Here is a 22,879-nt window from a genome sequence, read left to right as displayed (position 1 = left end):
TCGACGCTTGATGTGAGGCTGTTTCCCATGTTCGATCCGGTCATAGCGCCCAGCGGTACGCTGCTCGGCCTGCTCCAGCGGGGCCGCGGCGACGGCACACTGCACGCGCTCACCGCTCCCCGCCCCGAGGCGCTCGCGGCACTGAACCACTGTGTGCTGCGCGACCCCCGCCACGACTGGCAGGTGGAGAACCGCTCCCTGTACTACGCCCGCCTCTACCTCGACCTCGGCGGCGACCTGGGCGAGATCGAGGCGCACCTCTTCGACGTCGAGGACGCCTTCGACACCGACGAGTCCCGCACCGGCCTCGCCCTGGCCGTCCTGGGCCACCTCGCCTCCTACGGCAGGCGGGACGCCCTCGGACTGCTCCGCAGGTACGCGGCCTCGGGGTCCAACTGGGCCTGGGCCCTGGACGAGCTCGCTCTGCGCGACGACGACGCCGGCCTGCGCGCCCTGGCCGCGCCCGTGCTCGCCCGGTTCGGCACCGATGCCGAGGGCGAGGCCGAGCTGGCCACCGCCGTCCGGGACGCCTTCGAGCCCCGGCCCTGGCGGCTGTGGGCCGAGGATCCCCGTGAGTACGTCTCCACGCGCGTGCGTGCCGCCCAGGAAGCCGGCTGCTTCGACCGCTGGCAGCGGCAGATGAGCCCCCCTGGCCCCCGCCCCGGCTGGAGCGTGCAGGCCGTCTTCGAATGGGCCCAGCAGGGCGTCGAACGCGGCGCCGCGCTCCATGTGCCCGCCGCCCGCTGCCTCACCGCCGTGGCCGGGCCCGACGACCGGCCCGAGATCGTGCGGGCGGCCCGGGACGGCTCCGAGGGGGCCCGGTGCACCGCCCTGCGCTACCTCGCCGACAGCGAGGATCCCGACGCGCTGGGCCTGGTCGAGGCTGCCGTGGCCACCGGCTCGGCGGTCGTCGTGGAGGCAGCCGTCGACGCCTTCGAACGCATGCGCGGTGCCGCCGCCGTCGACCGGGCACGGGGCTGGGCGCACCGGCCCGACGCCCTGGGCGCCGCCGCGGGCCGCGTGCTGGCCTGCCGGGGCGGCACCCGCGACAGCGACCTCGTCCTCGCCGCCCTGCGCGAGGCCGTCCGCGGCGAGGGCTGCGACGCGCCCACCCTGTGGACCCTCGTCGACGGCGCCGGACGCCTCGGCATCGTCTGCGCGGCCCCCGTCCTGCGCCATATCTACCGCGAGACGGCGTCCTCCCATCTCCGCGGGCGCTGCGCCCGCGCCCTCGCCGCCACCGACCCCTCCTTCGCCACCGGCTTCGCCGTCGAGTGCCTGTGGGACTGCGAGGAGACCACCCGCGAGATCGCCGCCCGGCACGCCGAGACCGGTGACGCCCGGGTCGTCGAACGGCTGCGCCGGCTCGCCTCCGACCCGGCCGAGGAGGCGGAGGTCCAGACGGCCGTCCGCAGCCGGATCGGACCGGACGCGACGTCTGCCATGTGAACCCGGGCCGAGCCATGCCCGCCGGGTGAACACGGGGTGACCTCCCGGACGGGCGGGCATGGACACCTCCCGACCTGCGAGGGCGCGCAGCGCAACGCTCACGGGACGTTTGTCGTTCGGACAGATCCACTTTGACGCGGCCACGTCCAGCGCGGCGACAACACCGGTATGCGTGTCGTCATCGTGACCGAATCCTTTCCCCCCGATGTGAACGGCGTGGCCCACTGCGCGCTCCAGACCGCCCGGCACCTCGCAGACCGCGGTCACCTCCCGCTCGTCGTCGCGCCGGCCACCGCGGCCGGCAGCGGGACCGACGCCCAGGCGCCGTGCCCCGTCGTCCGTGTGCCCTCCCTCCCGCTCCCGGGCTACCCCCAGGTCCGCGTCGCCCTCCCCAGCCGACGCGTCGCCGCCGCCATCGCCGACCACCGCGCCGACCTGGTCCACCTGGCCAGCCCCTTCGTCCTCGGCGTCCGCGGCATGGCGGCCGCCTCCCGGCTCGGCATCCCGGCCGTCGCCGTCTACCAGACCGACCTGGCCGGATACGCCCGCACCTACATGGGCGCCGGGGAGGCCGCGGCCTGGCGGCGCATCCGGTCCGTCCACGCCGCCGCCGACCTCACGCTCGCCCCCTCCAGCGCGGCCCTGCGCGACCTGGAGACGCACGGCGTGCCCCGGGTCAGACTGTGGGCGCGGGGCGTGGACACGGCCCGCTTCCGCCCCGCGCACCGTGACGAGGCGCTGCGCCGGGAACTCGCCCCGAACGGCGAGGTGATCGTCGGCTACGTCGGGCGGCTCGCACCCGAGAAGCAGGTCGAACTGCTGTCCGGGGTGTGCGGCCTGGACGGCGTACGGGTCGTGGTCGTGGGTGACGGCCCCAGCGGGCCCGGGCTCGCCGAGGCCCTGCCCGGCGCGGTCTTCCTGGGGCGGCGCACCGGCGACGACCTCGCCCGCGTCTTCGCCTCGCTGGACGTCTTCGCCCACACCGGTCCCTTCGAGACGTTCTGCCAGACCGTCCAGGAGGCCATGGCCAGCGGCGTGCCGGTGGTCGCCCCCGCCGCGGGCGGACCGCTGGACCTGGTCGACCACGGGCGCACCGGCCTGCTCGTCCCGCCGCGCGACGCCGCCGCCGTGCGCGACGCGGTGCGCGCCCTCGCCGCCGACCCCGCGCGGCGGGCCGCCTACGGGGCGGCCGGCCGGGCCACGGTGGAGGGCCGCACCTGGGCCGCCGTCGGCGACCAGCTGATCGGCCACTACACGGACGTGCTCGCCGCGCGCCGGCCGGTGGTGGCGGCATGAGCGGAGGAACGCACGGGCCGCTGCGGATCGTCCGGCTCGCCAACTTCGTCGCGCCCGCGTCGGGCGGGCTGCGCACGGCGCTGCGCGAACTCGGCAGGGGCTACCGCGCCGCCGGACACGAACCGGTCCTGATCGTGCCGGGCGAACGGGAGGACGACCGGGAGACCGAGCAGGGCCGGGTGATCACCCTCCCCGGACCGCTGCTGCCCGGCACCGGCGGCTACCGGGTCCTCACCGGCAAGCGGTGCGTCGCCCGGCTGCTGGAGGACCTCGCGCCCGACCGCCTGGAGGTCTCCGACCGCACGACGCTGCGCTGGACCGGCAAGTGGGCGCGCCGCGCGCGCGTGCCCGCCGTGATGGTCTCCCACGAGACCGCGGACGGCGTGCTGCGCACCTGGGGCGTGCCGCAGGAGACGGCGCGCCGGGCCGCCGACGCGCTCAACCTCCGCACCGCGCACACCTACGCGCGCGTGGTGTGCACCACGGAGTTCGCCGAGCGGGAGTTCGTGCGGATCGGCGCCCGCAACGTGGTGCGCGCACCGCTCGGCGTCGACCTGGTCGAACGGCACCCCGCGCTGCGCGATCTCCGGCTGCGGGGGCGCTACGCGCGCGCGGACGAGGCGTTCCTGGTCACGTGCACCCGGCTGTCCGTCGAGAAGCGGCCCGGTACCGCGCTGGACGCCTTGGAGGCCCTGGTACGGCGCGGCCGGCGCGCGGTGCTGGTCGTCGCCGGGGACGGGCCGCTGCGGGGCCGGCTCGAGAGCCGGGCGCGGGAACGCGGACTGCCCGTCGTCTTCCTCGGGCACGTCTCCGACCGGGGCGCGCTGGGTGCCCTCCAGGCGTCCGCGGACGTGTGCCTGGCACCGGGGCCCGCGGAGACCTTCGGGCTCGCCGCGCTGGAGGCCATGGCCTGCGGGACACCCGTGGTCGTGAGCGCCTCGTCCGCGCTGCCCGAGGTGATCGGCGCCGCGGGCGCCGTCGCGGCGGACGACGGGGAGGCGTTCGCGGACGCGGTGGAGACGCTCCTGGCGAAGCCCGTGGCGGAGCGCGGGGAGGCCGCACGCGCGCGTGCGGAGTGCTTCGGGTGGGGGACCGCGGTACGCGCGTTCCTCGCGGCGCACGACGCGACCGTGCTCCCGGGCGCGGTCCTGGACGGGGAGACGCGGGGCATCCGCTCCGGTGGGGGTGCGGGGGAGTCGCCGTCCCGTTCCGACGGGAGTGGCGGGGTGGTGGTTCCGGGCCGGCTCCCGGTGGGGGCGGTGCCGGTGCTTTCTCCGGTGGTGGAGGGGGCGGTGCCGGTGCTTTCTCCGGTGGTGGAGGGGGCGGTGCCGGTGCTTTCTCCGGTGGTGGAGGGGACGGTGCCGGTGCTTTCTCCGGCGGATGAGGGGGTGGTGCCGACGTTTTCCCCGGTGGCCGAGGGGGCGGTGTCGACGTTTTCCCCGGCGGGTGAGGGGGCGGCGGCCGCCCGGTCCGGCGGGCGTGACACGCCGGTCGCGGCCCGGTCCGTGTCAGGGGGGCTGGGATGAGAGCCGTCCGCTTCGTGGCTCTCGGGGACTCGCTCACCGAGGGCGTCGGCGACCCCGTGGGCGGGCGGTGGCGCGGCTGGGCCGCGCTGCTCGCCGGCGGACTGGCCGACCGGGCCGGGGAACCCGTCACGTTCACCAACCTCGCCGTCAGCGGAGCCCAGACGCGGGACGTCCTGGAACGGCAGCTCCCGTCCGGGCTCGCGCTCCGGCCCGACATGGCCTCGGTCCTGATCGGCGTCAACGACACCCTGCGCTGCACCTTCGACATCCACGCCGTCGCCGCCCGCCTCGACACGGTGTACCGCTCCTTCACCGAGCAGGGCGCGGTCCTGCTCACCGCGTGCCTGCCCGACCCGGGCGCCATGCTGGGGCTTCCGGGGGCCCTCGCCCGCCCGCTCGCCCGACGGCAGCGCGCGGTCAACGCCGTCGTCCACGCGCTCTCCGACCGCTACGGGGCCGTCCATCTGCACGCCTCCGAGGGCGCGTGGCTGACGGACCGCGCGATGTGGAGCGCGGACCGGCTGCACCCCGGCGAGCGCGGCCACCGGCAACTGGCGGTGCGGTTCCATGCGCTGCTGGCCGGGGCCGGCCTCGCGAGCGGGACCGCGCCCTCGCCCGAGCCGGAGTTCCCGCCGCCCACACGGTCGGCCGGACTGCGGTGGCTGGCGACCGCCGGCACCGGCTGGGTGGCCCGGCGCTGCACCGACCTGCTGCCCCAGCTGCTGGCACTGGCGGCGGACGAGATACGGCACCGCGCGCGCGGGACGAGCGCCCGGCTCGACCTGCGGGCCGCCGCCGCGGTGTCGGCGGCGCTGGCCGCGCTGTCCGTCGTGGAACGACAGCCGGACACCGCCCGGGCCCCCGCCTCCGCCTGACCGGATGGCGGAGCCGTCGGAGGCGGGCCAGCCGGGGACGGGCCGCCGACGGCCGCCAATGGTGCCGTGCGACGGCCGCCAGTGGTGTCGTACGTCGGCCGCCAGTGGTGTCGTACGTCGGCCTCAGCGGCGGCGAGAGGCGGTGGCCTCAGCGGCGGCGAGAAGCGGTGGCCTCAGCGGCGGTGTGCCGCGGTTGTCAGCGGCGCCGTACGGCGGTGAAGCGGACCGGCGTCCCCGGGACCGCTTGCGCGGCGGACGCGAGGTCGGCCGGACGCACGACCCCGATCACCGGGTAGCCGCCGGTGGTCGGGTGGTCGGCGAGGAAGACGACCGGCCTGCCGTCCGGGGGGACCTGGACCGCGCCCAGCACCATGCCCTCGCTGGGGAGCTCGCCCGGACGGACCCGTTCCAGGGCGGGGCCTTCCGTGCGCAGACCGATGCGGTTGCTCGCGGCCGACACCCGGTACGCACGCGTGGTGAACACGCGGACCGCCTCCGGCGTGAACCAGTCGTCCCGCGGGCCCAGCGTCACCCGCAGCACGAGTTCCGCCGGGGGCGCCGGCTGCGGGGCGGTGTCCACGCGCGCGGGCGGGGCGTGAACCCGCCCCAGGGGCAGGACCGTGCCGTCCGTGAGGGGCGGCGGACCGAGACCGGACAGCAGGTCCGTGGACCGGCTGCCGAGGACGGGCTCGACGGCGACGCCGCCGGACACGGCCACATAGCTGCGCAGCCCCCGGACCGCCGGCCCGACGTCCAGCAGCGCGCCGCCGGGCAGCCGTACGGGCGCGCCCCAGGCGGCCGGCCGGCCGTCGACGGTGACCGCGCACGGCGCGCCGCCGACGGCCACGGTGACCGCCGACCGGGGGCGCAGGGTACAGCCGTTGACCGTCGTCTCCAGGACGGCGGCCTCGGGCGGGTTGCCGACCAGCCGGTTGACGAGCGCCGCGGCGGGCCCGTCCAGGGCGCCGGAGCGGGGCACGCCGAGGTGGGCATGGCCGGGCCGGCCCCGGTCCTGCACGGTGGTCAGGGCACCCGCACGGACGACGGAGAGCGCACGGTCGCTCATGACGCGCCCCTCCCGGAGGCCGAGCCCTCCCGGGCGCTCCCGCCCTCCCCCGAGACCGGTACGAAGCGCACGCGCGTGCCCGGCGTCAGCAGCGCGGCCGGTACGCGCGTGTGGTCCCACAGCACCGCGTCCGTCGTGCCGATCAGCTGCCAGCCGCCGGGTGACGAGCGCGGGTAGACACCGGTGTACGGGCCCGCCAGCGCGACGGATCCGCGCGGGACGGCCGTGCGCGGGGTGGCCCGCCGCGGGACGTCGTAGCGCCCCGGCAGGCCCGTGAGGTAGCCGAACCCGGGCGCGAAACCGCAGAACGCGACCCGGAACTCCGTACCCGCGTGGATGCGGGCCACCTCCCGCTCCGGCACGCCCCAGTGCGCGGCGACGTCCGCGAGGTCGGGGCCGTCGTAGCGCACCGGCAGCTCGACCACCTCGCCGGCCGGCGGGGGAGCGGGCGGGACGGCGGCGGAAGCGAGCTCGCCGGCCCGGCGGACCGGATCGTCCAGGCCGTCGAGGAGGACCGTACGGGCGGCGGGGACGATCTCGCGGACGGTCAGCGAGCCCTCCGCGCGGCGCCGCAGCAGCTCCGCGTGGAGGGCCTGGGCCTCCACGTCCGAGTCCACCTCGACGAGCAGGGCGTCCTCGCCGACGGGCAGTGCCCTCATGCGAAGGCCTCCACCCGGACGCCCGACTGCTCCAGACACCGGCGGACCCGGCGGGCCAGCTCCACCGCGCCGGGGGTGTCGCCGTGCAGGCACAGCGAACGCGCGCGTACCGCGACACGCGCTCCCGAGCGGGAGGTGACCAGCCCCGAGCGGGCCAGACCCACCGACCGTTCGACGACGGCGTCCGGATCGGTGATCACGGCCCCGTCCTGCGCGCGCGGGACGAGCGTGCCCTCGTCGGTGTACGCGCGGTCCGCGAACGCCTCCGTGACGGCCGGCAGACCCGCCTCGGCGGCCAGCGCCAGCACGCGCGAGCCGGGCAGCCCGAGCACCGGCAGCGTGGCGTCGGCGAGGAGCACGCCGTCGACCACGGCGCCGGCCTGCTCCTCGTCGCGCACGATCCGGTTGTAGAGCGCGCCGTGCGGCTTGACGTACGCCACGCGCGCCCCCGCCGCCCGCGCGAAGACCTGGAGGGCACCGATCTGGTACGCCACCTCGGCGGCCAGTTCGGCGGACGGCACGTCCATGGCGCGCCGCCCGAACCCGGCCAGGTCCCGGTAGGAGACCTGGGCGCCGATCGTCACGCCCCGCTCGGCCGCCAGCTCGCACACCCGCCGCATGGTGGCCGCGTCCCCGGCGTGGAAGCCGCAGGCCACGTTGGCGCTGGTGACGACGGACAGGAGCTGCTCGTCGTCGGTCAGCCGCCAGCGGCCGAAGCCCTCGCCGAGGTCGGCGTTCAGATCGATCGCGGTCATGGTTCCAGTCTCTCCTGATCAGGCCACGCGGTACTGCTCGTCGCGGGCGTCGGTGATGAACATCTGCCCCGGCGCGTGGGTGAGGGCGAACGGCGGCCGTGAGGCCGTCACCGCCGCCTGCGGGGTCACACCGCAGGCCCAGAACACCGGGATGTCGTCCGGGCCGGCGTCCACCGGGTCGCCGAAGTCCGGACGGCCGAGGTCCTCGATGCCCAGCCCCGACGGGTCGCCGCAGTGCACGGGGCCGCCGTGCACCGCCGGGAGCAGACTGCTCTCCCGGATCGCCGCCGCCAGGTGCTCGGGCGGCACCGGGCGCATGGACACCACCATCGGCCCGTGCAGCCGCCCCGCCGGACGGCACTGGCGGCTCGTCACGTACATGGGCACGTTGCGCCCCTGCTCGACGTGGCGGATCGGGACGCCCGCCCCGGCCAGCGCCCACTCGAAGGTGAAGCTGCACCCGAGCAGGAACGTCACCAGGTCCTCGCGCCAGTACGCGCGCACGTCCGTCGGCTCGTCCACCAGCTCGCCGTCCCGCCACACGCGGTAGCGCGGCAGGTCGGTGCGCAGGTCGGCGCCCCCGGCCAGCACGGTCGTCCAGGAGCCGGCGTCGGTGACGTCGAGGACCGGGCAGGGCTTGGGGTTGCGCTGGCAGAACAGGAGCATGTCGTACGCCCAGTCCGCGGGCACCGAGATCAGGTTGGCCTGGGTGTGGCCCGCCGCGATCCCGGCCGTGGGCCCCGTCAGCCCGTCCCGGAAGCGGGACCGGGCGACGGCCGGGCTCCACGCGCGCGCGTGCTCGTCGACGACGGCCACGGGGCTGTCCTCCGTGCGGGCCGGACGGTTCACTCCAGCTCCTTCCCGCGCGTCTCCGGCAGCCCCAGCAGCGCCAGGGCCGCGAGGCCGTAGCCGACCGCGCCGAAGACCAGCGCACCGCCCACGCCCCAGCTGTCGGCCAGGAAACCGACCGTGGTGGGGAAGACGGCGCCGACGGCGCGCCCGGTGTTGTACGTGAATCCCTGTCCCGTGCCGCGCACCGCCGTCGGGTACAGCTCGCTCAGGAAGGACCCGAAGCCGCTGAAGATCGCCGACATGCAGAACCCGAGCGGGAAGCCGAGGACGAGGAGCAGGGTGTCGGCGCCGCCCGGGATGTTCGCGTACGCCAGGATGCAGACCGCCGACAGCAGGGCGAAGAGCCAGATGTTGCGGCGCCGGCCCAGCCTGTCCGTGAGGTGGCCGCCCGTCAGGTAGCCCAGGAAGGCGCCCGAGATGAGGAACGTCAGGTAGCCGCCGGTGTTGACCACCGACAGGCCGCGCTCGGTCTTGAGGTACGTCGGCACCCAGGTGGCCAGGGTGTAGTAGCCGCCCTGGACGCCGGTGGAGAGCAGGCCCGCGAAGACCGTCGTGCGCAGCAGGGAGCCGCGGAAGATCGCCGGGAAGGAGCCCTTCTCGCCGCTGTGCTCGCGCGCCGCGACGGCCGCCGGCGCGTCCTGCACCCGGCGCCGCATCCACACCACGAGCAGGGCGGGCAGGGCACCGGTCCAGAACATCACGCGCCAGGCCACGTCGTCGCGGAACACCGAGAAGACCAGCGTGTACACGACCGCCGCGAGCCCCCAGCCGACGGCCCACGAGCTCTGGACCGCGCCCAGGGTGCGCCCCCGGTGCCGGGCGCTCGCGTACTCGGCGACCAGGATCGCGCCGACGGCCCACTCGCCGCCGAAGCCGAGGCCCTGCAGGGCGCGGAAGACCAGCAGCGTCCCGTAGGTCGGCGCGAAGCCGCAGGCGACCGTGAAGACGGCGTAGGTGATCACCGTGATCATCAGGGCCCTGACCCGGCCGATCCGGTCGGCCAGCACGCCGGCGAGGGCGCCGCCGATCGCGGAGGCGGCCAGCGTGACCGTGGTGAACAGGCCGCTCTGGCCGCTGTCCAGGCCGAAGTACGCCGCCAGCGCGACCATGCTCAGCGGCAGCGTGAAGTAGTCGTAGGAGTCGAGCGCGTAGCCGCCGAACGCGCCCGCGAAGGCGCGGCGGCCGCGCGGGCCGAGGGCGCGCAGCCAGTCCAGTGCGCCGTTCTCGTCGGCGGGGCCGGCGGCCGGGGAGCGGGTGGTGGTGGCGGTGGCGGTGGACGGGGCCCGCGATGGCGGAGGGGTCGTGCTCATGGAGGCACCTCACTGAGGGATGACGGAGGGTGCTGGGACTGAGCTGTGCCGTGCGGTGGTGGTGCCGGCAGTGCCGTGCGGTGGTGGTGCTGAGCAGTGCCGCGCGGTGGTGGTGCCGGGCCGTGCGGCGATCGTGCGGAGGTGAAGCGTGCTGTGCGCAGCACGGTAGAGGATCGTTGAACGATCCTTCAATACCCCTGTTGTTTCGTCCCTTCGTCTGCGATTGAATTCCGGGCATGGCAGAGCAGCTGACGGGACTGGCCGACGACCGCGCCCTCCTGGGCCGCACCAGCACGGCCGAGCGCGTCTCGGACATCCTCAGGAGCCGCATCGCCGAGGGCTACTTCCCGCCGGGGACACGGCTGTCGGAGGACAGCATCGGCGGAGCCCTCGGCGTCTCCCGCAACACACTGCGCGAGGCGTTCCGGCTGCTCACGCATGAGCGCCTGCTCGTCCACGAACTCAACCGGGGCGTCTTCGTCAGGGTCCTGACCGTCGAGGACGTCGAGGACATCTACCGCACCCGCGCGCTCGTCGAGTGCGCCGTCGTGCGCGGGCTGGGCGAGCCGCCGTACGCGCTCGACGGCCTCGCCGACGCCGTGGCGGAGGGGCAGCGGGCGGTCCGCGAAGATGACTGGAAAGCGCTGGGTACCGCCAACATCCACTTCCACCGGGAACTCGTCGCCCTGGCGGGCAGCGAACGCACCGACGAGCTGATGCGCAGCGTCTTCGCCGAGCTGCGCCTCGCCTTCCACGTCGTGGACGACCCGCGTCGGCTGCACGAGCCGTACCTCGCGCGCAACCGGCAGATCCACCAGGCGCTGCGGGCCGGGAACCGCGCGGAGGCCGAGACACTGCTCTCGGTGTACCTGGAGGACTCCCTCGAACGCGTGGTCGAGGTGTACCGGCGACGGGTCGGCGACGACACGGCGGAGACCGACTGACCGACGCCCTGCCCCCGCGCACCGGCAGTCGCGCCGACCCGGCGCCGGGCGGCGCCGGGCGGCGCCGGGCGGTGCCGATCGGTGCCCGTTTGGGACGGTGTCAGACCGAGGACCTAGTCTGTGCACCGTGACTTCGCCTGCATCGACGGAACGCGTTCCGCCCCAGCTCAGCGCGGGGCCGCGCCCCGCCACGGGCCCGGCCGCCGACGAGGGGCTGGCGCGGCGGCTGCGCGCGCTCGCCTGCACCGCCCCGATCCACGACCTCGACGCACGCAAGGCCAACCTCGCCGGCGAGTACTCGGTGTACGGCATGGCGGAGATCGCCCTCGCCGCCATCGACCTGGTCACCCTCAACATGGACTTCGACACCGGCGCCGACCACGACCAGATAGTGGCCCGCCTCGTCCCCCGCATCGCCGCGCAGGCCCCCCAGCGGCCCGCCGAGGAGCACGAGCGCGTGGCCCGCTGGGTCCTGGAGAACCTCGTCAACGTCGGCAGCGTCGACCGGGGCTTCCGCGCCGTGTACGGCACGTTCGGGCCGGACGGCACCTATGTGCGCCGCGACTACGACTTCAAGCTCCTCGAAGAGGTCCCCGGCTACGGCGGCGCCGTCTACCTCCGCACCACGGACGAGGCCGTCAACGTCCTCGTCGGCGCCCTGGACACCGATGTCACCAGCGCGCAGATCGCCGCCGAGGTCAAGCTGGAGGTCCTCATCCGCCGGGGCCGCCTGGCCGACGCCCAGCTCGCCGCCGAACAGGCCCGCTACCGCACCGTGCAGTACGCGGAGACGCTGCGCCGCGCCCTGGAGGCGACCCGGCGCAACGTCCGCGCGGTGGACTGGCTCAACGCCGTCCCCGACATGATCGCCGAGGCGCTGGACCACGTGGCCGACCGCTACCGCCACGAGAACGCCATCCTCACCAACATCCGCAAGGCCCGCGACGAGTCCGAGGACCCCGAGCACAAGCGGCGCGCCGCCGAGCTGGTCGACATCGTCAAGGACTGCATCCGCAGGCACACACAGTTGCAGTCCCGGCTGCTGGAGGCCGGCCCCCTCTTCCGGGCCGAGCAGGACCGTCAGGCCTTCGCCACCCCGTTGACGACCTCGGGGATCGACCTGTACGGCCACCTCGTCGCGCCCGTGCTCCCGCTGCCGCTGGAGCAGGCGGCCCGGGTCACCGACGCGTTCTTCGCCCGCGGCACCGGGCTGCGCACGCCGGTGTCCGTACGGGTCGGCGACCTCGTCGACCTGCTGCTGACCCCGCCGGTGGAGCGGGAGCACCTCGGGGCGGAGATGCCCGAGCCCGATCTGATCGCGACACCGGACGACAGCCGCTTCAGCGAGGAACAGCTCGCCGCGGCGAAGATACTGCTGGACCTGCCCGCCGACGCCCCCCGCAGGCTGTCGGGGCTGCTGGCGCAAGCCCGCCGGTCCGACCCCGAACTGCCCTACCTGGTCGCCCTGCTGGCGGTCCACGCGGCCAGCCCCCCGGTGGGCACCGCGTACCGGCAGGGCGAGGAGAAGCTGCTGTTCGCCGTGGACGACGGGACGGAGCTGGACGACCCGGAGTTCGGCGGAGCCGACCTCATCGTCGGGACCGCGCTGCTGGACGCCGCGGGGATGGCGGCGGACCGGACGGAGGCAGCGTGATGCGCCACCGCGGCCTCCGTCCGGCCCCGGCGGACCGCGCCCCCGCGACCGAGCGGCACGTCCTCCGGCCCCCCACCCCCGAGTCGACGCGAGCCACCGAGGCGACCGTCCCCGCCCCCGCCGACGAGAACGAGGAGTTGTGTCCGTGACCGAGCACGTCGACCGGAGCGAACCGGAGGCCCCCGCCCCGTCGGCGCACGCCGCCGTCACCCCCGCCGACGCGGCCGACGCGGCCCGGCTCGTCGCCTTCGGACTCCAGCCCAAGCTCCAGCCGGCGCGGGACCAGGAGTACGCGGAACTGCTGCGGCGCCACCGCGAGGACCCCGCGTTCGCCCGCCTCGCCGACGCCGTCGCCGCCGGGCTCGGCCTGATCGTGCTGGAGGTGTCCCCCCGCGCGGGCATGGCCGTCACCGCCGCCGAGGACTCGGTGTTCGCCGTACGCATGGGCGACTACGCACGTCGCACCTCCGCCGACGGCGGAGACCGCTTCCTGCACGGACTCGCGCACCTCGCCGTCGCCGCGATGGCGTTCCCGCGCCCCGAGGACCTGGCCGACGACGGCTACATCGGCCGGGTCAGCGTCAACGGCGTCGACGCCTTCGTACGACAGGCCTGCCGCCGGCTGGAGGAACGGGCCGAGGCACAGGGCGAGAACACCGACCCGGCCAGCGACGCGCCCGGCCTGGAGGCCGCCTGGCGGATCTGGGCCCGGCGCAGCGCCACCGGCGCCACCAAGGACGCGCGCAGACTCGCCGGTTCGACGACCGGCATCGTCGGCAAGGCCGTCGCGTTCCTCACCGACTCCGGCTTCCTCCAGCGCACCGGCGACGACCACGGCGGCACCTACCGGACCACCGCCCGCTACCAGCTCCAGGTCCGCGACATGGCCGGCGCCGCCGCCCTCGCCGAGCTGCTGGAGCTGGGCGTCGTCCCCGTCACCGACGGCAGCCCCACCCTGCTGCCTGCCGAGGACACCGACGACCTGGACCTGGTGGCCGACGCCGGGCTGCCGTTCCACTCCTGAGCCCCACCGCCCTCCCCGATCTGCCGAAGATTTACGAGAGTCCGCCATGTACGAGCTGTCCCGGGTCCGCCTCTACTCCATCGGGCCCGCCGGTGCGCGCTACGCCGACACCGTGCTTGACCTGAGGGGCGTGGGCGACGTCGTGCCCGACCCCGCCCCCACCCAGGCGGAGTTCTTCGAGGAGGAGCCCGTCGGCCCGCCGCGCCGCCCGGCGCCCGCCGGCGTGCTCTTCCTGGAGAACGGCGGCGGCAAGTCCGTCCTGCTCAAGCTGATTTTCTCGGTGATGCTGCCGGGCCACCGCAACACCCTCGGCGGCGCCAGCTCCGGCGTGCTGCGCAAGTTCCTGCTCGCCGACGACTGCGGGCACGTCGCGCTGGAGTGGCAGCACGTCCTGACCGGTGAGTGCGTCGTCGTCGGCAAGGTGAGCGAATGGCGCGGGCGCCAGGTGTCCAACGACCCGCGGAAGTTCGCGGAGGCCTGGTACTCGTTCCGGCCCGGCCCCGGACTGACCCTGGACAACCTGCCCGTCGCCGAGTCCACCGCCGTACGGCCGCCCGTCGAGGGGCAGTCGGGGGCGCAGGGGCGGCGCCGCACCATGAAGGGGTTCCGGGACGCGCTCACCGACGCGGGCAAGGCGTACCCGCATCTGGAGGTGCACTGGGAGGAGATCCACGACCGGTGGATCGAGCACCTCGGCGACCTCGGCCTCGACCCCGAACTCTTCCGCTACCAGCGGGAGATGAACGCCGACGAGGGCGAGGCCGCCGGCCTCTTCGCCGTCAAGAAGGACTCCGACTTCACCGACCTGCTGCTGCGCGCGGTGACCGACACCCGGGACACCGACGGACTCGCCGACCTCGTCGGCGGCTTCGGCAACAAGCTGGGCCGGCGCGCCGAACTCATCGCCGAACGGGACTTCACCGCCGGATCGGTGGACCTCCTCGGGCGGATCGTGGACGCCGCCGACGCACGGGCACGCGCGCGTGACATCCACGCCGGCGCCGAGCGGCGCACCCGCACCCTGGCCCGACGGCTGTCCGCGCGGGGCGTACGGGAACGGGCCCGGGCCGCGGACCTCGCCCAGCGCGTCACCGCCGCCGCCTACGCCGTCACCCACGCGGAGAGCGCACGCGAACGCAGCGCGCTGATCGCCGCCGAACTCGCCTTCCGGCACGCCTCCCTGGCCCTCGCCGCCGCCGAGAAGTCCGCCGCCGTCCAGAAGCGGGAACTCGCCGACGCGCGCACCCTGCACTCCGCCTGGCAGGCCGCCGAGGCCGTGCTCCGCCACCGCGCCGCCGCCGACCGCGTCGCCCGGGTGTCCGCCGCGATCCAGGAGGCCGAGCGGGACGCCGCCCCGGCCCTCGCCGCCCGCGCCAAGGCCGCCGTCGACCTCGTCCGGGCCCTGCACGCGGCCGCCGGCAGCGCCGAGGCCCTCGCCAACGAGGAGGAGGAGCGCTCCGCCGCCCTCCAGGAAGCCGGCGAGTCCGCCCACCGCGACTCCACCTCCGCCGCCACCGAGGCACAGCGCGCCCGCAGCGAGGCCGGACATCTGCGCCAGCGCCTCACCGAGGTCGAGCAGGAGACCGCCGAGGCGGTACGCGCCGGCTGGCTCGACGACAGCGCGCCCGACGCCGACCCCGCCCGCGCCGCCCTCGCCGCCAGCGACGCCGAGAAGACCGCCGTCGCCGCCTGGGACACCGCCCGTGAGGCGGCCCGCCGGGCCGGCGAGCACGCGCGCGAGGCGGCCTCCGCCGAGTCCCGCGCCGAGCTGACCGCGGCCCGCGCCGCCGACGCGGCGACCGCCGCGCACCGCTCGTACGAGGCCGAACGGCGGACCGCCGAGGCGCTGGCCCGCGAGGAACGGCTGACGGAGCTGCTCGGCCTGACCGGCGGCACCCCCCGCCGGATCATCCCGCAGCCCCGCCAGGACCGCGAGACGGACGAGACCGCCCTGACCCCCGAGGAACTGGACCGCAACGCCGACGACCTGCGCACCCTCCTCGACGACACCGTCTCCTCCGCCGAACGGCAGCTCTTCGCGCTGCGCACCGCCGCCGACGACGACTCCCGCATCCTCGGCGCGCTCGGCGACGGCGGCCTGCTGCCGCCCGGCCCGGACGTGCTAGCCACCGTCGAGTTCCTCGGCGAGCACGGCATCCCCGCACTGTCCGGCTGGCGCTACCTCGCCCAGGCCGTCGACCCCGCCGACCACGCGCGCGTGCTCGCCGCCCGCCCCGAACTCGTCGACGGCGTGATCATCACCGACCCCGACTCGCACACCCGCGCGCGTGCGGCGCTCGGCGACGCCGCCCTGCTGCCCCGGTCCGCCGTCGCCGTCGGCACGGCCGCCGCCCTCCTCGCCCCGACGCCGGCGCCCGGCACCGACACCGGCGACGTGTTCCTCGTACCGCCGAACCCGGCCATGCACGACGAGCACGCCGCCGACGAGGAGCGGCAGGCGCTGCGCGCGCGGGCCACGGAGCGCGACGAGGAGATCCGACGGCTCGCGGCCCGGCTCGGCAAGGACCGCGAACTGGCGGCGCGGCTCGCCTCCTGGCGCACGGGCTGCCCCGCGGGCCGGCTGGCCGAACTGGCGCAGGCCGCCCGCGAGGCACGTTCCTTCGCCGAGGAGTCCGAGGCCGAACTCGCCGAGGCACGCACCGTGCGCGCGGAGGCCGACGAGGCCGCCGCCGAGGCCGCGCGGATGCGCGACGAGCGGCAGGAAGCCGCGCAGAAGGCCCGGCGCGCCGCCGACGCCCTCGCCGGACTCGCCTTCCGGCTGCGCGAACGCGCCGGCTGGCAGGCCAAGCTGCGGGAACTGGCCGACGAGGCCGCCGAATCCGAAGCACGCGCACAGGTCTGCCTGGAGCGGGCCCGCGCCGCCGACGAGGACCGCCGCGCCGCCCAGCGCGCCGCCGACGACGCCCGCCGCACCGCGCGTGCGCTGCGCGCCGAGCGCTCCGAGATCGCCGGCGCCCCCGACGACGTACCGGACGACGTACCGGACGGCGGCGCGCAGGCTCCCCTGCCCGCGCTCCGCGAGGCCTACCGGGCCGCCTCCCAGGTGTACGAGAAGGTCGGCGTCGGCGCCGACCTGAGGGCCGAGCAGGCGCGGGCGGAGAGCGACGAGAGCGCGGCCCGCGCCGAGCTGGACCGGCTCAGCAACAAGGTCCGCACCCGCGCCGAACAGCTCCTCCAGTCACCCGACGGCTCCGACGGGCCGTCCCGGCAGGCCGCCGCCGCCCGCGCCGAGGAACTGGTGCAGCTGCTGGAGACCCGCATGTCCAGCGCCAGCGAGCAGCTCGGCCGGCTGCGCGGCGAGGCGGAGCGGCACGCGCCCGAGGACGGCGAGGCCCACACCGAACTCCCCGAGGACCTCGTCCCGCGCGACGCCGAGCACGCACAGGCGCTGCTGCGCACCGCCACGGGCGAACTCGCCTCCCGCACCGACGCGTTGGGCCATGCCCGCGAGGCACACGCCGAACTCCTCGACGCCCACCGGGCCGCCGAGGACGCGGCCGGCGGCTTCGACGAGATCGCCGCCATGCTCCGGGACCTGCTGCGCGAGCACACCCCCGAGGAGGAGCAGGAGCAGCCGGAGACCTACCCCGGCACCCTGGAGGAGGCCCGGCAGTCCGCCGCCGAGGCCCGCCGCTCGCTACGGGGCTGCGCCGCCGATCTGTCCGCCGCCGAAACCTCCGTCCGAGAGGCGAGCGACGTCCTCGTCCGGCACGCCAACTCCACCCGCTACGAACAGGTCCGCACCCCCGCCCGGCAGCAGATCCGCGAGCTGCCCGCCTCCGCGCTGCCCGAGCACGCCCAGAAGTGGGCGGACGCCTTCGCGCCCCGGCTCCGGGTCCTCACCGACGAACTGGAGCAGCTGGAGCGCAACCGCGACTCGATCGTGGACCGGCTGCGCGGACTCGTGGAGTCGGCGCTCGCCACCCTGCGGTCCGCCCAGCGGCTGTCCCGCCTGCCCGAGGGGCTCGGCGAGTGGTCCGGCCAGGAGTTCCTGCGCATCCGCTTCGACGAACCCGACCAGGCGACCCTCACCGAGCGGCTCGGCGAGGTCATCGACGAGGCCACCCGCGCGGCCGTCAAGAAGAACTCCGACCTGCGGCGCGACGGCATGTCGCTGCTGCTGCGGGGCGTGGCGGCCGCGCTCCAACCCCGGGGCGTCGCCGTCGAGATCCTCAAACCGGACGCCGTGCTGCGCGCCGAGCGGGTGCCCGTCGGGCAGATGGGCGACGTGTTCTCCGGCGGCCAGCTGCTCACCGCCGCCATCGCCCTGTACTGCACGATGGCGGCCCTGCGCTCCAACGACCGGGGCCGGGACAAGCACCGCCACGCCGGAACGCTGTTCCTCGACAACCCCATCGGCCGCGCCAACGCGACCTATCTGCTGGAACTCCAGCGGGCGGTCTCGGACGCCCTCGGCGTCCAGCTCCTCTACACCACCGGCCTGTTCGACACCACGGCGCTCGCGGAGTTCCCCCTGGTGATCCGGCTGCGCAACGACGCCGACCTCAGGGCCGGTCTGAAGTACATCAGCGTGGAGGAGCACCTGCGTCCGGGACTGCCGCAGCAGCCCCAGGCGGGGGAGGCGGTGCACAGCGAGATCACGGCGACGAGGATGTACAAGCGCCCGGCGCCCAGCAGCACCTCCTGAGCGAGGCGAGGCCGCGCCGGGTCCTGCCGGACTCCGCCGGATCCCGCGCCCGGCACGCTCCTCGCGTCCCCCCGGCGGGGTGACGACGCTCCGGCGGCCACGGTGCCCGGCAGGGCCCTGGCACCGTGGCCGCCCGGCGGCCTCCGCTCAGGAGTGCGACAACTGCCCGGCGCCGCCGCCCCGCCGGCGTATCCGCTCCTGCGTCCGCTCGACGGCCCGCGCCTGCCGACGGGCGCGGCGCCGCTCGCGCCGCAGCGCCCGTGCGGTGCTGCTCGGGGCCGACACGACGCCGTGCCGCTGGCTCCACACCTGGCGGGTCACCCAGACGTCCAGCGCGGCCCACGTGGCCACCACCGTGCTGACCACGCTGCTGATCACCATGGGGAACGCCAGCCAGGACCCGGCCAGGGTGCACAGGAAGGCGACCATCGCCTGAAGCAGCGTCACCGCGATGACGAGCACCGCGCGCACGGCCGCGGTGCGCACCGGATCGGGAAGCCGGCGCCGCCGCGCTGGCTCCTCCACCCACAGCGGCCGCGGGGCCGCCCGCTCCTCCTCCGTGCCGCGCGCGGCCCCGCCGGCCCGCCCGGCGCCTTGGCGCGCGCCGTCGGACCCCGCGGTCACCGCCGCGTCCCACCCGTCCGCCGCCCCGCGTCCGGTCGCCGGGATGCCGTGATCCCGCGCCCCGGGCGCCTCGGCCTCCCGCAGCGCCGTACCGGGCGCCGCCCCGCCGTCCTCGGGCGCCCCGCGCCGCTCCGCCGTGCCCATCAACGTGTCACTCCCCACCGCCGGCAGACCGCTTGCCCCGGTTCGAAGAACCGGCTCCCCAGTGGCTGCCCGGCTTGCCTTCTTTTACGCCGCCCAGGTGCGGCATGCGGCTCCTGTGGCCGATTCCGCCCCCAATTCCCAATGGATAGGACGCACGACCCACCTCGAAGATTCCCCGATTTCGAAAAGTTCTGGCCAACTCGCCCACGACATCGTTCCGGTACGGCACCTTCCGCAGACGCCGCCCCGGGGAGGCAATCTCCCGCAATGACGGGACAACTCCCCCCGTACCGCTGTGGATCCGGACCACCTGCTTCCGGACGGCGCTGTAAGTTAACTTTGCGTCGGTAGTAGGCTCGCGCCGTTCGTTGACGCACAGATGTGCCCCCGGCCGGTGGGGGTCGGAGCTGGATGTACCCCCGGCCTGTGGGGGTTCGAGCTGGGGGAGGCCATGCGCTTTCGCGGGAAGTCGATCCGCCGGAAGATCGTGGCGCTGCTTCTCGTGCCGCTGGTGTCCCTGATGGCGATCTGGGGCTTCGCCACGGTACTCACGGGCCGCGAGGCGAACCGCCTGTTCACCGTGTCGCACCTCTTCGAGAAGCTCGGCTACCCGATGGAGGACACCGTCCGGGTCGTCCAGCAGGAACGCCGCCAGACCCTGGTCCACCTCGCCGACCCCCGCGCCTCCGACGCGCTCGCCGCGCTGGACCGCACGCGCACCGCCACCGACGAGGCGCTCGCGGAGATCCGCAGGAACGGCAGCGACCCCGACGTGCGCGACGAACTGGACGACGACGACCGCGAGGCCCTGACCGCGGTGCTCGACGCCTTCGACGGCATCGACTCGCTGCGCCGCAGCGTCGAGGACGGCACCGTGTCCCGCGCGCAGGCCCTGGACCTGTACAACAGGCTGATCGCCCCCTGCTACTCCCTGCTGGCCAGGCTGGACGTCGTCGACAGCGTCGAGATGGACAAGCAGTACCGCGCCCTCGTCGGCGTCGCCCGGGCCCGCGAACTGCTCTCCCAGGAGGACGCCCTGCTGGGCTCCGCCCTGGTCGTGGGCCGCCTCACCCGCAACGAGATACGCGCCGTCTCCGACCTCGAGGCACAGCGCGACGTCGTCTACGACATCGGCCTCTCCCAACTGCCCGCCGCGGAGCGCGAACGCTACGAGAGCTTCTGGAAGAACGCCACCACCGCGCCCGTCCGCACGGCGGAACAGGCCGTCGTCGCCACCACGCCCGGCGACATGCCCCGCGGTGTCACGGCACGGACCTGGGACACCGCGGCCGCCAACGTCCTCGACGAACTGGGCACCCTCGACGAGCAGGCGCACGACCGCTACCAGGACCGCGTCCGCCCGGTCGCGGTCGAGGTCATCGTCAAGGCGGTCGTCGCCGGCGTCCTCGGACTGGTGGCCCTGCTGGTCTCCCTCGTCCTGTCCGTCCGCATCGGCCGCGGCCTCATCCGCGACCTGCGCCAGCTCCGGCTGGAGGCCCACGAGGCGTCCGGCGTCCGGCTGCCCAGCGTGATGCGCCGGCTCTCCGCGGGCGAGCAGGTCGACGTCGAGACCGAGGTCCCGCGCCTGGAGTACGACAGGAACGAGATCGGCGAGGTCGGCCAGGCACTCAACACCCTTCAGCGCGCCGCCGTCGAGGCCGCCGTGAAACAGGCCGAACTGCGCGCCGGCGTGTCCGAGGTCTTCGTCAACCTCGCCCGCCGCAGCCAGGTCCTGCTGCACAAGCAGCTCACCCTGCTGGACACCATGGAGCGCCGCACCGAGGACACCGAGGAGCTCGCCGACCTCTTCCGGCTCGACCACCTCACCACCCGGATGCGCCGCCACGCCGAGGGCCTGGTGATCCTCTCCGGCGCCGCGCCCTCGCGGCAGTGGCGCAAGCCCATCCAGCTGATGGACATCGTGCGCGCCGCGGTCGCCGAGGTCGAGGACTACGAACGCATCGAGGTCCGCCGCCTGCCGCGCGTCGCCGTCACCGGACCGGCCGTCGCCGACCTCACCCACCTCGTGGCCGAACTCCTGGAGAACGCCACGGTGTTCTCCCCGCCGCACACCGCCGTCCACGTCCTGGGCGAGCGCGTCGCCAACGGCTTCACCCTGGAGATCCACGACCGTGGTCTCGGCATGGCGCCCGAAGCGCTCCTCGAGGCCAATCTCCGGCTCGCGGAGACCCCGGAGTTCGAGCTGTCCGACACCGACCGGCTCGGCCTGTTCGTGGTCAGCCGGCTCGCCCAGCGGCAGAACGTCCGCGTCTCCCTCCAGCCCTCCCCCTACGGGGGCACGACCGCCGTCATCTTCATCCCCGACGCCCTGCTCACCGACGACATACCCGACACGAACGGCATCGGCTTCCGCCTCGACCGCCCCCGGCCCCCCAAGGAGGGCGAGCCCGCGCAGAACCGCCGCTCCGCCCTGTCCGCCACCCCGGTGCAGCTGCCCGGAGTGCCGGCCGCGCTGCTGGACGGCCCGGTCGAGCTGGAGGCGCCCGTCGACCTGGACGCCCTCGGCGACTTCCCCGCTCCTCTGGAGGACGACGACGACCGAGGCGGACTGTTCCGCCCGCGCCGCTCCCTCCCCCGTACGCAGGACGAGCCGGCCGGCCCGGCCGCCGAACCGCACGGCCGGCTGTCCGACGCCCGTGACGCGGCGGACCGGACCGCTGCCGGCGAACCGGCCGCCCCCGTACCCCTGCCGAGCCGCCGGACGCCCAAACTGGTCAGCTCCCACGGCCGCCCGGTGACCGAGCAGCGCTCCCGCCGCGCGGAGACGGCCGAGAACCCGCCGTCGCGGCCGGGGCCGCGCCGGGCACCGGACGACGACACCCCGGCGCCCCTGCCGTCGCGCCGACGCGGCGCCACGGCCCACATACCCCGGAGCACGGACCCGTCCGAGCGCCCCGTCCGCGGCACGGACCAGCGGCCCCCGTCCCACGACCGCGGCCGCGACCAGCCGCCCCAGTCGCCGCAGTCGTCACAGTCGTCCCAGTCGTCAGCCTGGGGCGTCGACCGGCCGTCGCAGTCGTCCCAGTCGTCAGCCTGGGGCGTCGACCGGCCGTCGCAGTCGTCACAGCCGTCACAGCCGTCCGCCCGGGGTGTCGAACAGCCTTCGCCGCCACGCGCGCGCGGTGCCGTCGAGCCGGCCCGGCCGTCCGCCCGGCGCACCGACGAGCGGTCCCAGCCGCCCGCCCTTCCGCAGCGGACCCGGCAGGCCGCGGTGCCGACGAACGGCCCGGCCGACCCGCCCGGGCACCCGGGCACCCCGCACCGCAGCCCCGCGGACGCCGCACCGGGCGGTCCCGCGACCACCGCACCGGGCCCCGCCGCGGACACCCGACCCGGCGCCCCGACCGGGGCGCTGCCCCGGCGCGTACGGCAGGCGAACCTGGCCCCGCAGCTGCGGCAGGGCCCGGCGCCGCGCGCCGGGAACCGCACCGACCCCGCGGACCGGGACGCCGACGAAGTACGCAGCCGCATGGCTTCGCTCCAGCGCGGCTGGCAGCGCGGCCGCGCGGAGAACGCCGCGGGCGAAGACGCCCACAGCGGCACAGCACCACAACGAACCACAGAGGGGGACGGTCGATGACCGCACCGAAGGCGACCGGCCAGAGCACGACCAGCAACGGCGAGCTGAACTGGCTTCTCGACGAACTCGTCGACCGCGTCGCCAGCATCCGCAAGGCCGTCGTGCTCTCCGGCGACGGCCTGCCGACCGGAGCGTCCAAGGACCTCACCCGGGAGGACAGCGAGCACCTGGCCGCCGTCGCCTCCGGATTCCACAGCCTCGCCAAGGGCGTCGGCCGCCACTTCGACGCCGGGAGCGTCCGGCAGACCGTCGTCGAACTCGACGAGGCCTTCCTGTTCGTCACCGCCGCCGGCGACGGCAGCTGCCTCGCCGTCCTCGCGGACGCCGACTCGGACGTCGGACTCGTGGCGTACGAGATGACGCTCCTCGTGAAGCGGGTCGGCGTACACCTGGGCACGGCGCCGCGCACCGATCTGCCCGCGGGCGGGTAG

Annotated in this window: 16 protein-coding genes and 1 pseudogene; 11 read left to right on the top strand and 6 right to left on the bottom strand. The window is 75.5% G+C overall.

What is annotated here, in order from left to right:
• The first annotated feature begins 27 nt into the window (after positions 1–27).
• From ACFYWQ_RS26380 to ACFYWQ_RS26365, 4 genes and pseudogenes are all read left to right on the top strand, one after another.
• Positions 28–1,449: a HEAT repeat domain-containing protein gene (locus tag ACFYWQ_RS26380; protein ID WP_389519478.1), complete on the top strand. Its 1,422-nt coding sequence runs from the start codon at positions 28–30 to the stop codon at positions 1,447–1,449.
• Positions 1,450–1,617: 168 nt separating this feature from the next.
• Positions 1,618–2,745 (top strand): glycosyltransferase family 4 protein, encoded by a 1,128-nt coding sequence (locus ACFYWQ_RS26375; protein WP_389519476.1) that lies wholly within the window; start codon positions 1,618–1,620, stop codon positions 2,743–2,745.
• Positions 2,742–3,887, top strand: a pseudogene (locus ACFYWQ_RS26370) (glycosyltransferase); the annotation flags it as partial. The gene ACFYWQ_RS26375 and the pseudogene ACFYWQ_RS26370, both read left to right, overlap by 4 nt.
• 380 nt (positions 3,888–4,267) lie before the next feature.
• The gene (locus ACFYWQ_RS26365; RefSeq protein WP_389519474.1) at positions 4,268–5,146 is read left to right on the top strand and encodes an SGNH/GDSL hydrolase family protein; all 879 of its coding nucleotides are present in this window, start codon (positions 4,268–4,270) and stop codon (positions 5,144–5,146) included.
• Between the two features lie 196 nt (positions 5,147–5,342).
• On the opposite strand, the gene ACFYWQ_RS26360 is transcribed toward ACFYWQ_RS26365, so the two are convergent.
• From ACFYWQ_RS26360 to ACFYWQ_RS26340, 5 genes are read right to left on the bottom strand one after another with little or no spacing between them, the layout of a single operon-like run.
• On the bottom strand, positions 5,343–6,212 hold the full coding sequence (locus ACFYWQ_RS26360; RefSeq protein WP_389519472.1) for a biotin-dependent carboxyltransferase family protein: 870 nt from the start codon (positions 6,210–6,212) through the stop codon (positions 5,343–5,345).
• A complete protein-coding gene (locus ACFYWQ_RS26355; protein WP_389519470.1) occupies positions 6,209–6,871 on the bottom strand; it encodes an allophanate hydrolase subunit 1 in 663 nt (220 codons plus the stop codon). Before ACFYWQ_RS26355 ends, ACFYWQ_RS26360 begins: the two co-directional genes overlap by 4 nt.
• Positions 6,868–7,626, bottom strand: a complete 759-nt coding sequence (locus ACFYWQ_RS26350; protein WP_389519468.1) for a LamB/YcsF family protein — start codon at positions 7,624–7,626, stop codon at positions 6,868–6,870. Before ACFYWQ_RS26350 ends, ACFYWQ_RS26355 begins: the two co-directional genes overlap by 4 nt.
• Positions 7,627–7,644: 18 nt before the next feature.
• On the bottom strand, positions 7,645–8,475 hold the full coding sequence (locus ACFYWQ_RS26345; protein WP_389519466.1) for a putative hydro-lyase: 831 nt from the start codon (positions 8,473–8,475) through the stop codon (positions 7,645–7,647).
• The gene (locus ACFYWQ_RS26340; RefSeq protein WP_389519464.1) at positions 8,472–9,788 is read right to left on the bottom strand and encodes an MFS transporter; all 1,317 of its coding nucleotides are present in this window, start codon (positions 9,786–9,788) and stop codon (positions 8,472–8,474) included. Before ACFYWQ_RS26340 ends, ACFYWQ_RS26345 begins: the two co-directional genes overlap by 4 nt.
• A 236-nt stretch (positions 9,789–10,024) precedes the next feature.
• Between ACFYWQ_RS26340 and ACFYWQ_RS26335 the strand changes: the two genes are divergently transcribed.
• The 5 genes from ACFYWQ_RS26335 (at position 10,025) to ACFYWQ_RS26315 (ending at position 18,079) form a co-directional block, all read left to right on the top strand.
• Positions 10,025–10,732, top strand: a complete 708-nt coding sequence (locus tag ACFYWQ_RS26335) for a GntR family transcriptional regulator (protein ID WP_389519462.1) — start codon at positions 10,025–10,027, stop codon at positions 10,730–10,732.
• A gap of 127 nt (positions 10,733–10,859) precedes the next feature.
• A complete protein-coding gene (locus ACFYWQ_RS26330) occupies positions 10,860–12,386 on the top strand; it encodes a hypothetical protein (RefSeq protein ID WP_389519460.1) in 1,527 nt (508 codons plus the stop codon).
• Positions 12,386–12,535: a hypothetical protein gene (locus tag ACFYWQ_RS26325; protein WP_389519458.1), complete on the top strand. Its 150-nt coding sequence runs from the start codon at positions 12,386–12,388 to the stop codon at positions 12,533–12,535. The genes ACFYWQ_RS26330 and ACFYWQ_RS26325 overlap by 1 nt, the downstream gene beginning before the upstream one ends.
• Positions 12,532–13,410: a hypothetical protein gene (locus ACFYWQ_RS26320; protein WP_389519456.1), complete on the top strand. Its 879-nt coding sequence runs from the start codon at positions 12,532–12,534 to the stop codon at positions 13,408–13,410. Before ACFYWQ_RS26325 ends, ACFYWQ_RS26320 begins: the two co-directional genes overlap by 4 nt.
• 46 nt (positions 13,411–13,456) lie before the next feature.
• Complete coding sequence (locus tag ACFYWQ_RS26315) at positions 13,457–18,079, top strand: hypothetical protein (protein ID WP_389519454.1); 4,623 nt, start codon at positions 13,457–13,459, stop codon at positions 18,077–18,079.
• Between the two features lie 147 nt (positions 18,080–18,226).
• Here the strand turns inward: ACFYWQ_RS26315 and ACFYWQ_RS26310 are convergent, their stop codons facing one another.
• Complete coding sequence (locus ACFYWQ_RS26310; RefSeq protein WP_389519452.1) at positions 18,227–18,847, bottom strand: hypothetical protein; 621 nt, start codon at positions 18,845–18,847, stop codon at positions 18,227–18,229.
• 451 nt (positions 18,848–19,298) lie between these two features.
• Between ACFYWQ_RS26310 and ACFYWQ_RS26305 the strand changes: the two genes are divergently transcribed.
• Entirely contained in the window at positions 19,299–22,448 is a 3,150-nt protein-coding gene (locus ACFYWQ_RS26305; RefSeq protein ID WP_389519450.1) for a nitrate- and nitrite sensing domain-containing protein, read from the top strand.
• Positions 22,445–22,879 (top strand): roadblock/LC7 domain-containing protein, encoded by a 435-nt coding sequence (locus ACFYWQ_RS26300; RefSeq protein ID WP_389519448.1) that lies wholly within the window; start codon positions 22,445–22,447, stop codon positions 22,877–22,879. The genes ACFYWQ_RS26305 and ACFYWQ_RS26300 overlap by 4 nt, the downstream gene beginning before the upstream one ends.

It is taken from the genome of Streptomyces sp. NPDC003247, from assembly GCF_042888135.1.
In the GTDB taxonomy this organism is placed as follows: Bacteria; Actinomycetota; Actinomycetes; order Streptomycetales; family Streptomycetaceae; genus Streptomyces.
The sequence above is the reverse complement of the archived record's forward strand: the minus strand, read 5'-3'. Positions and strand labels throughout refer to the sequence as shown.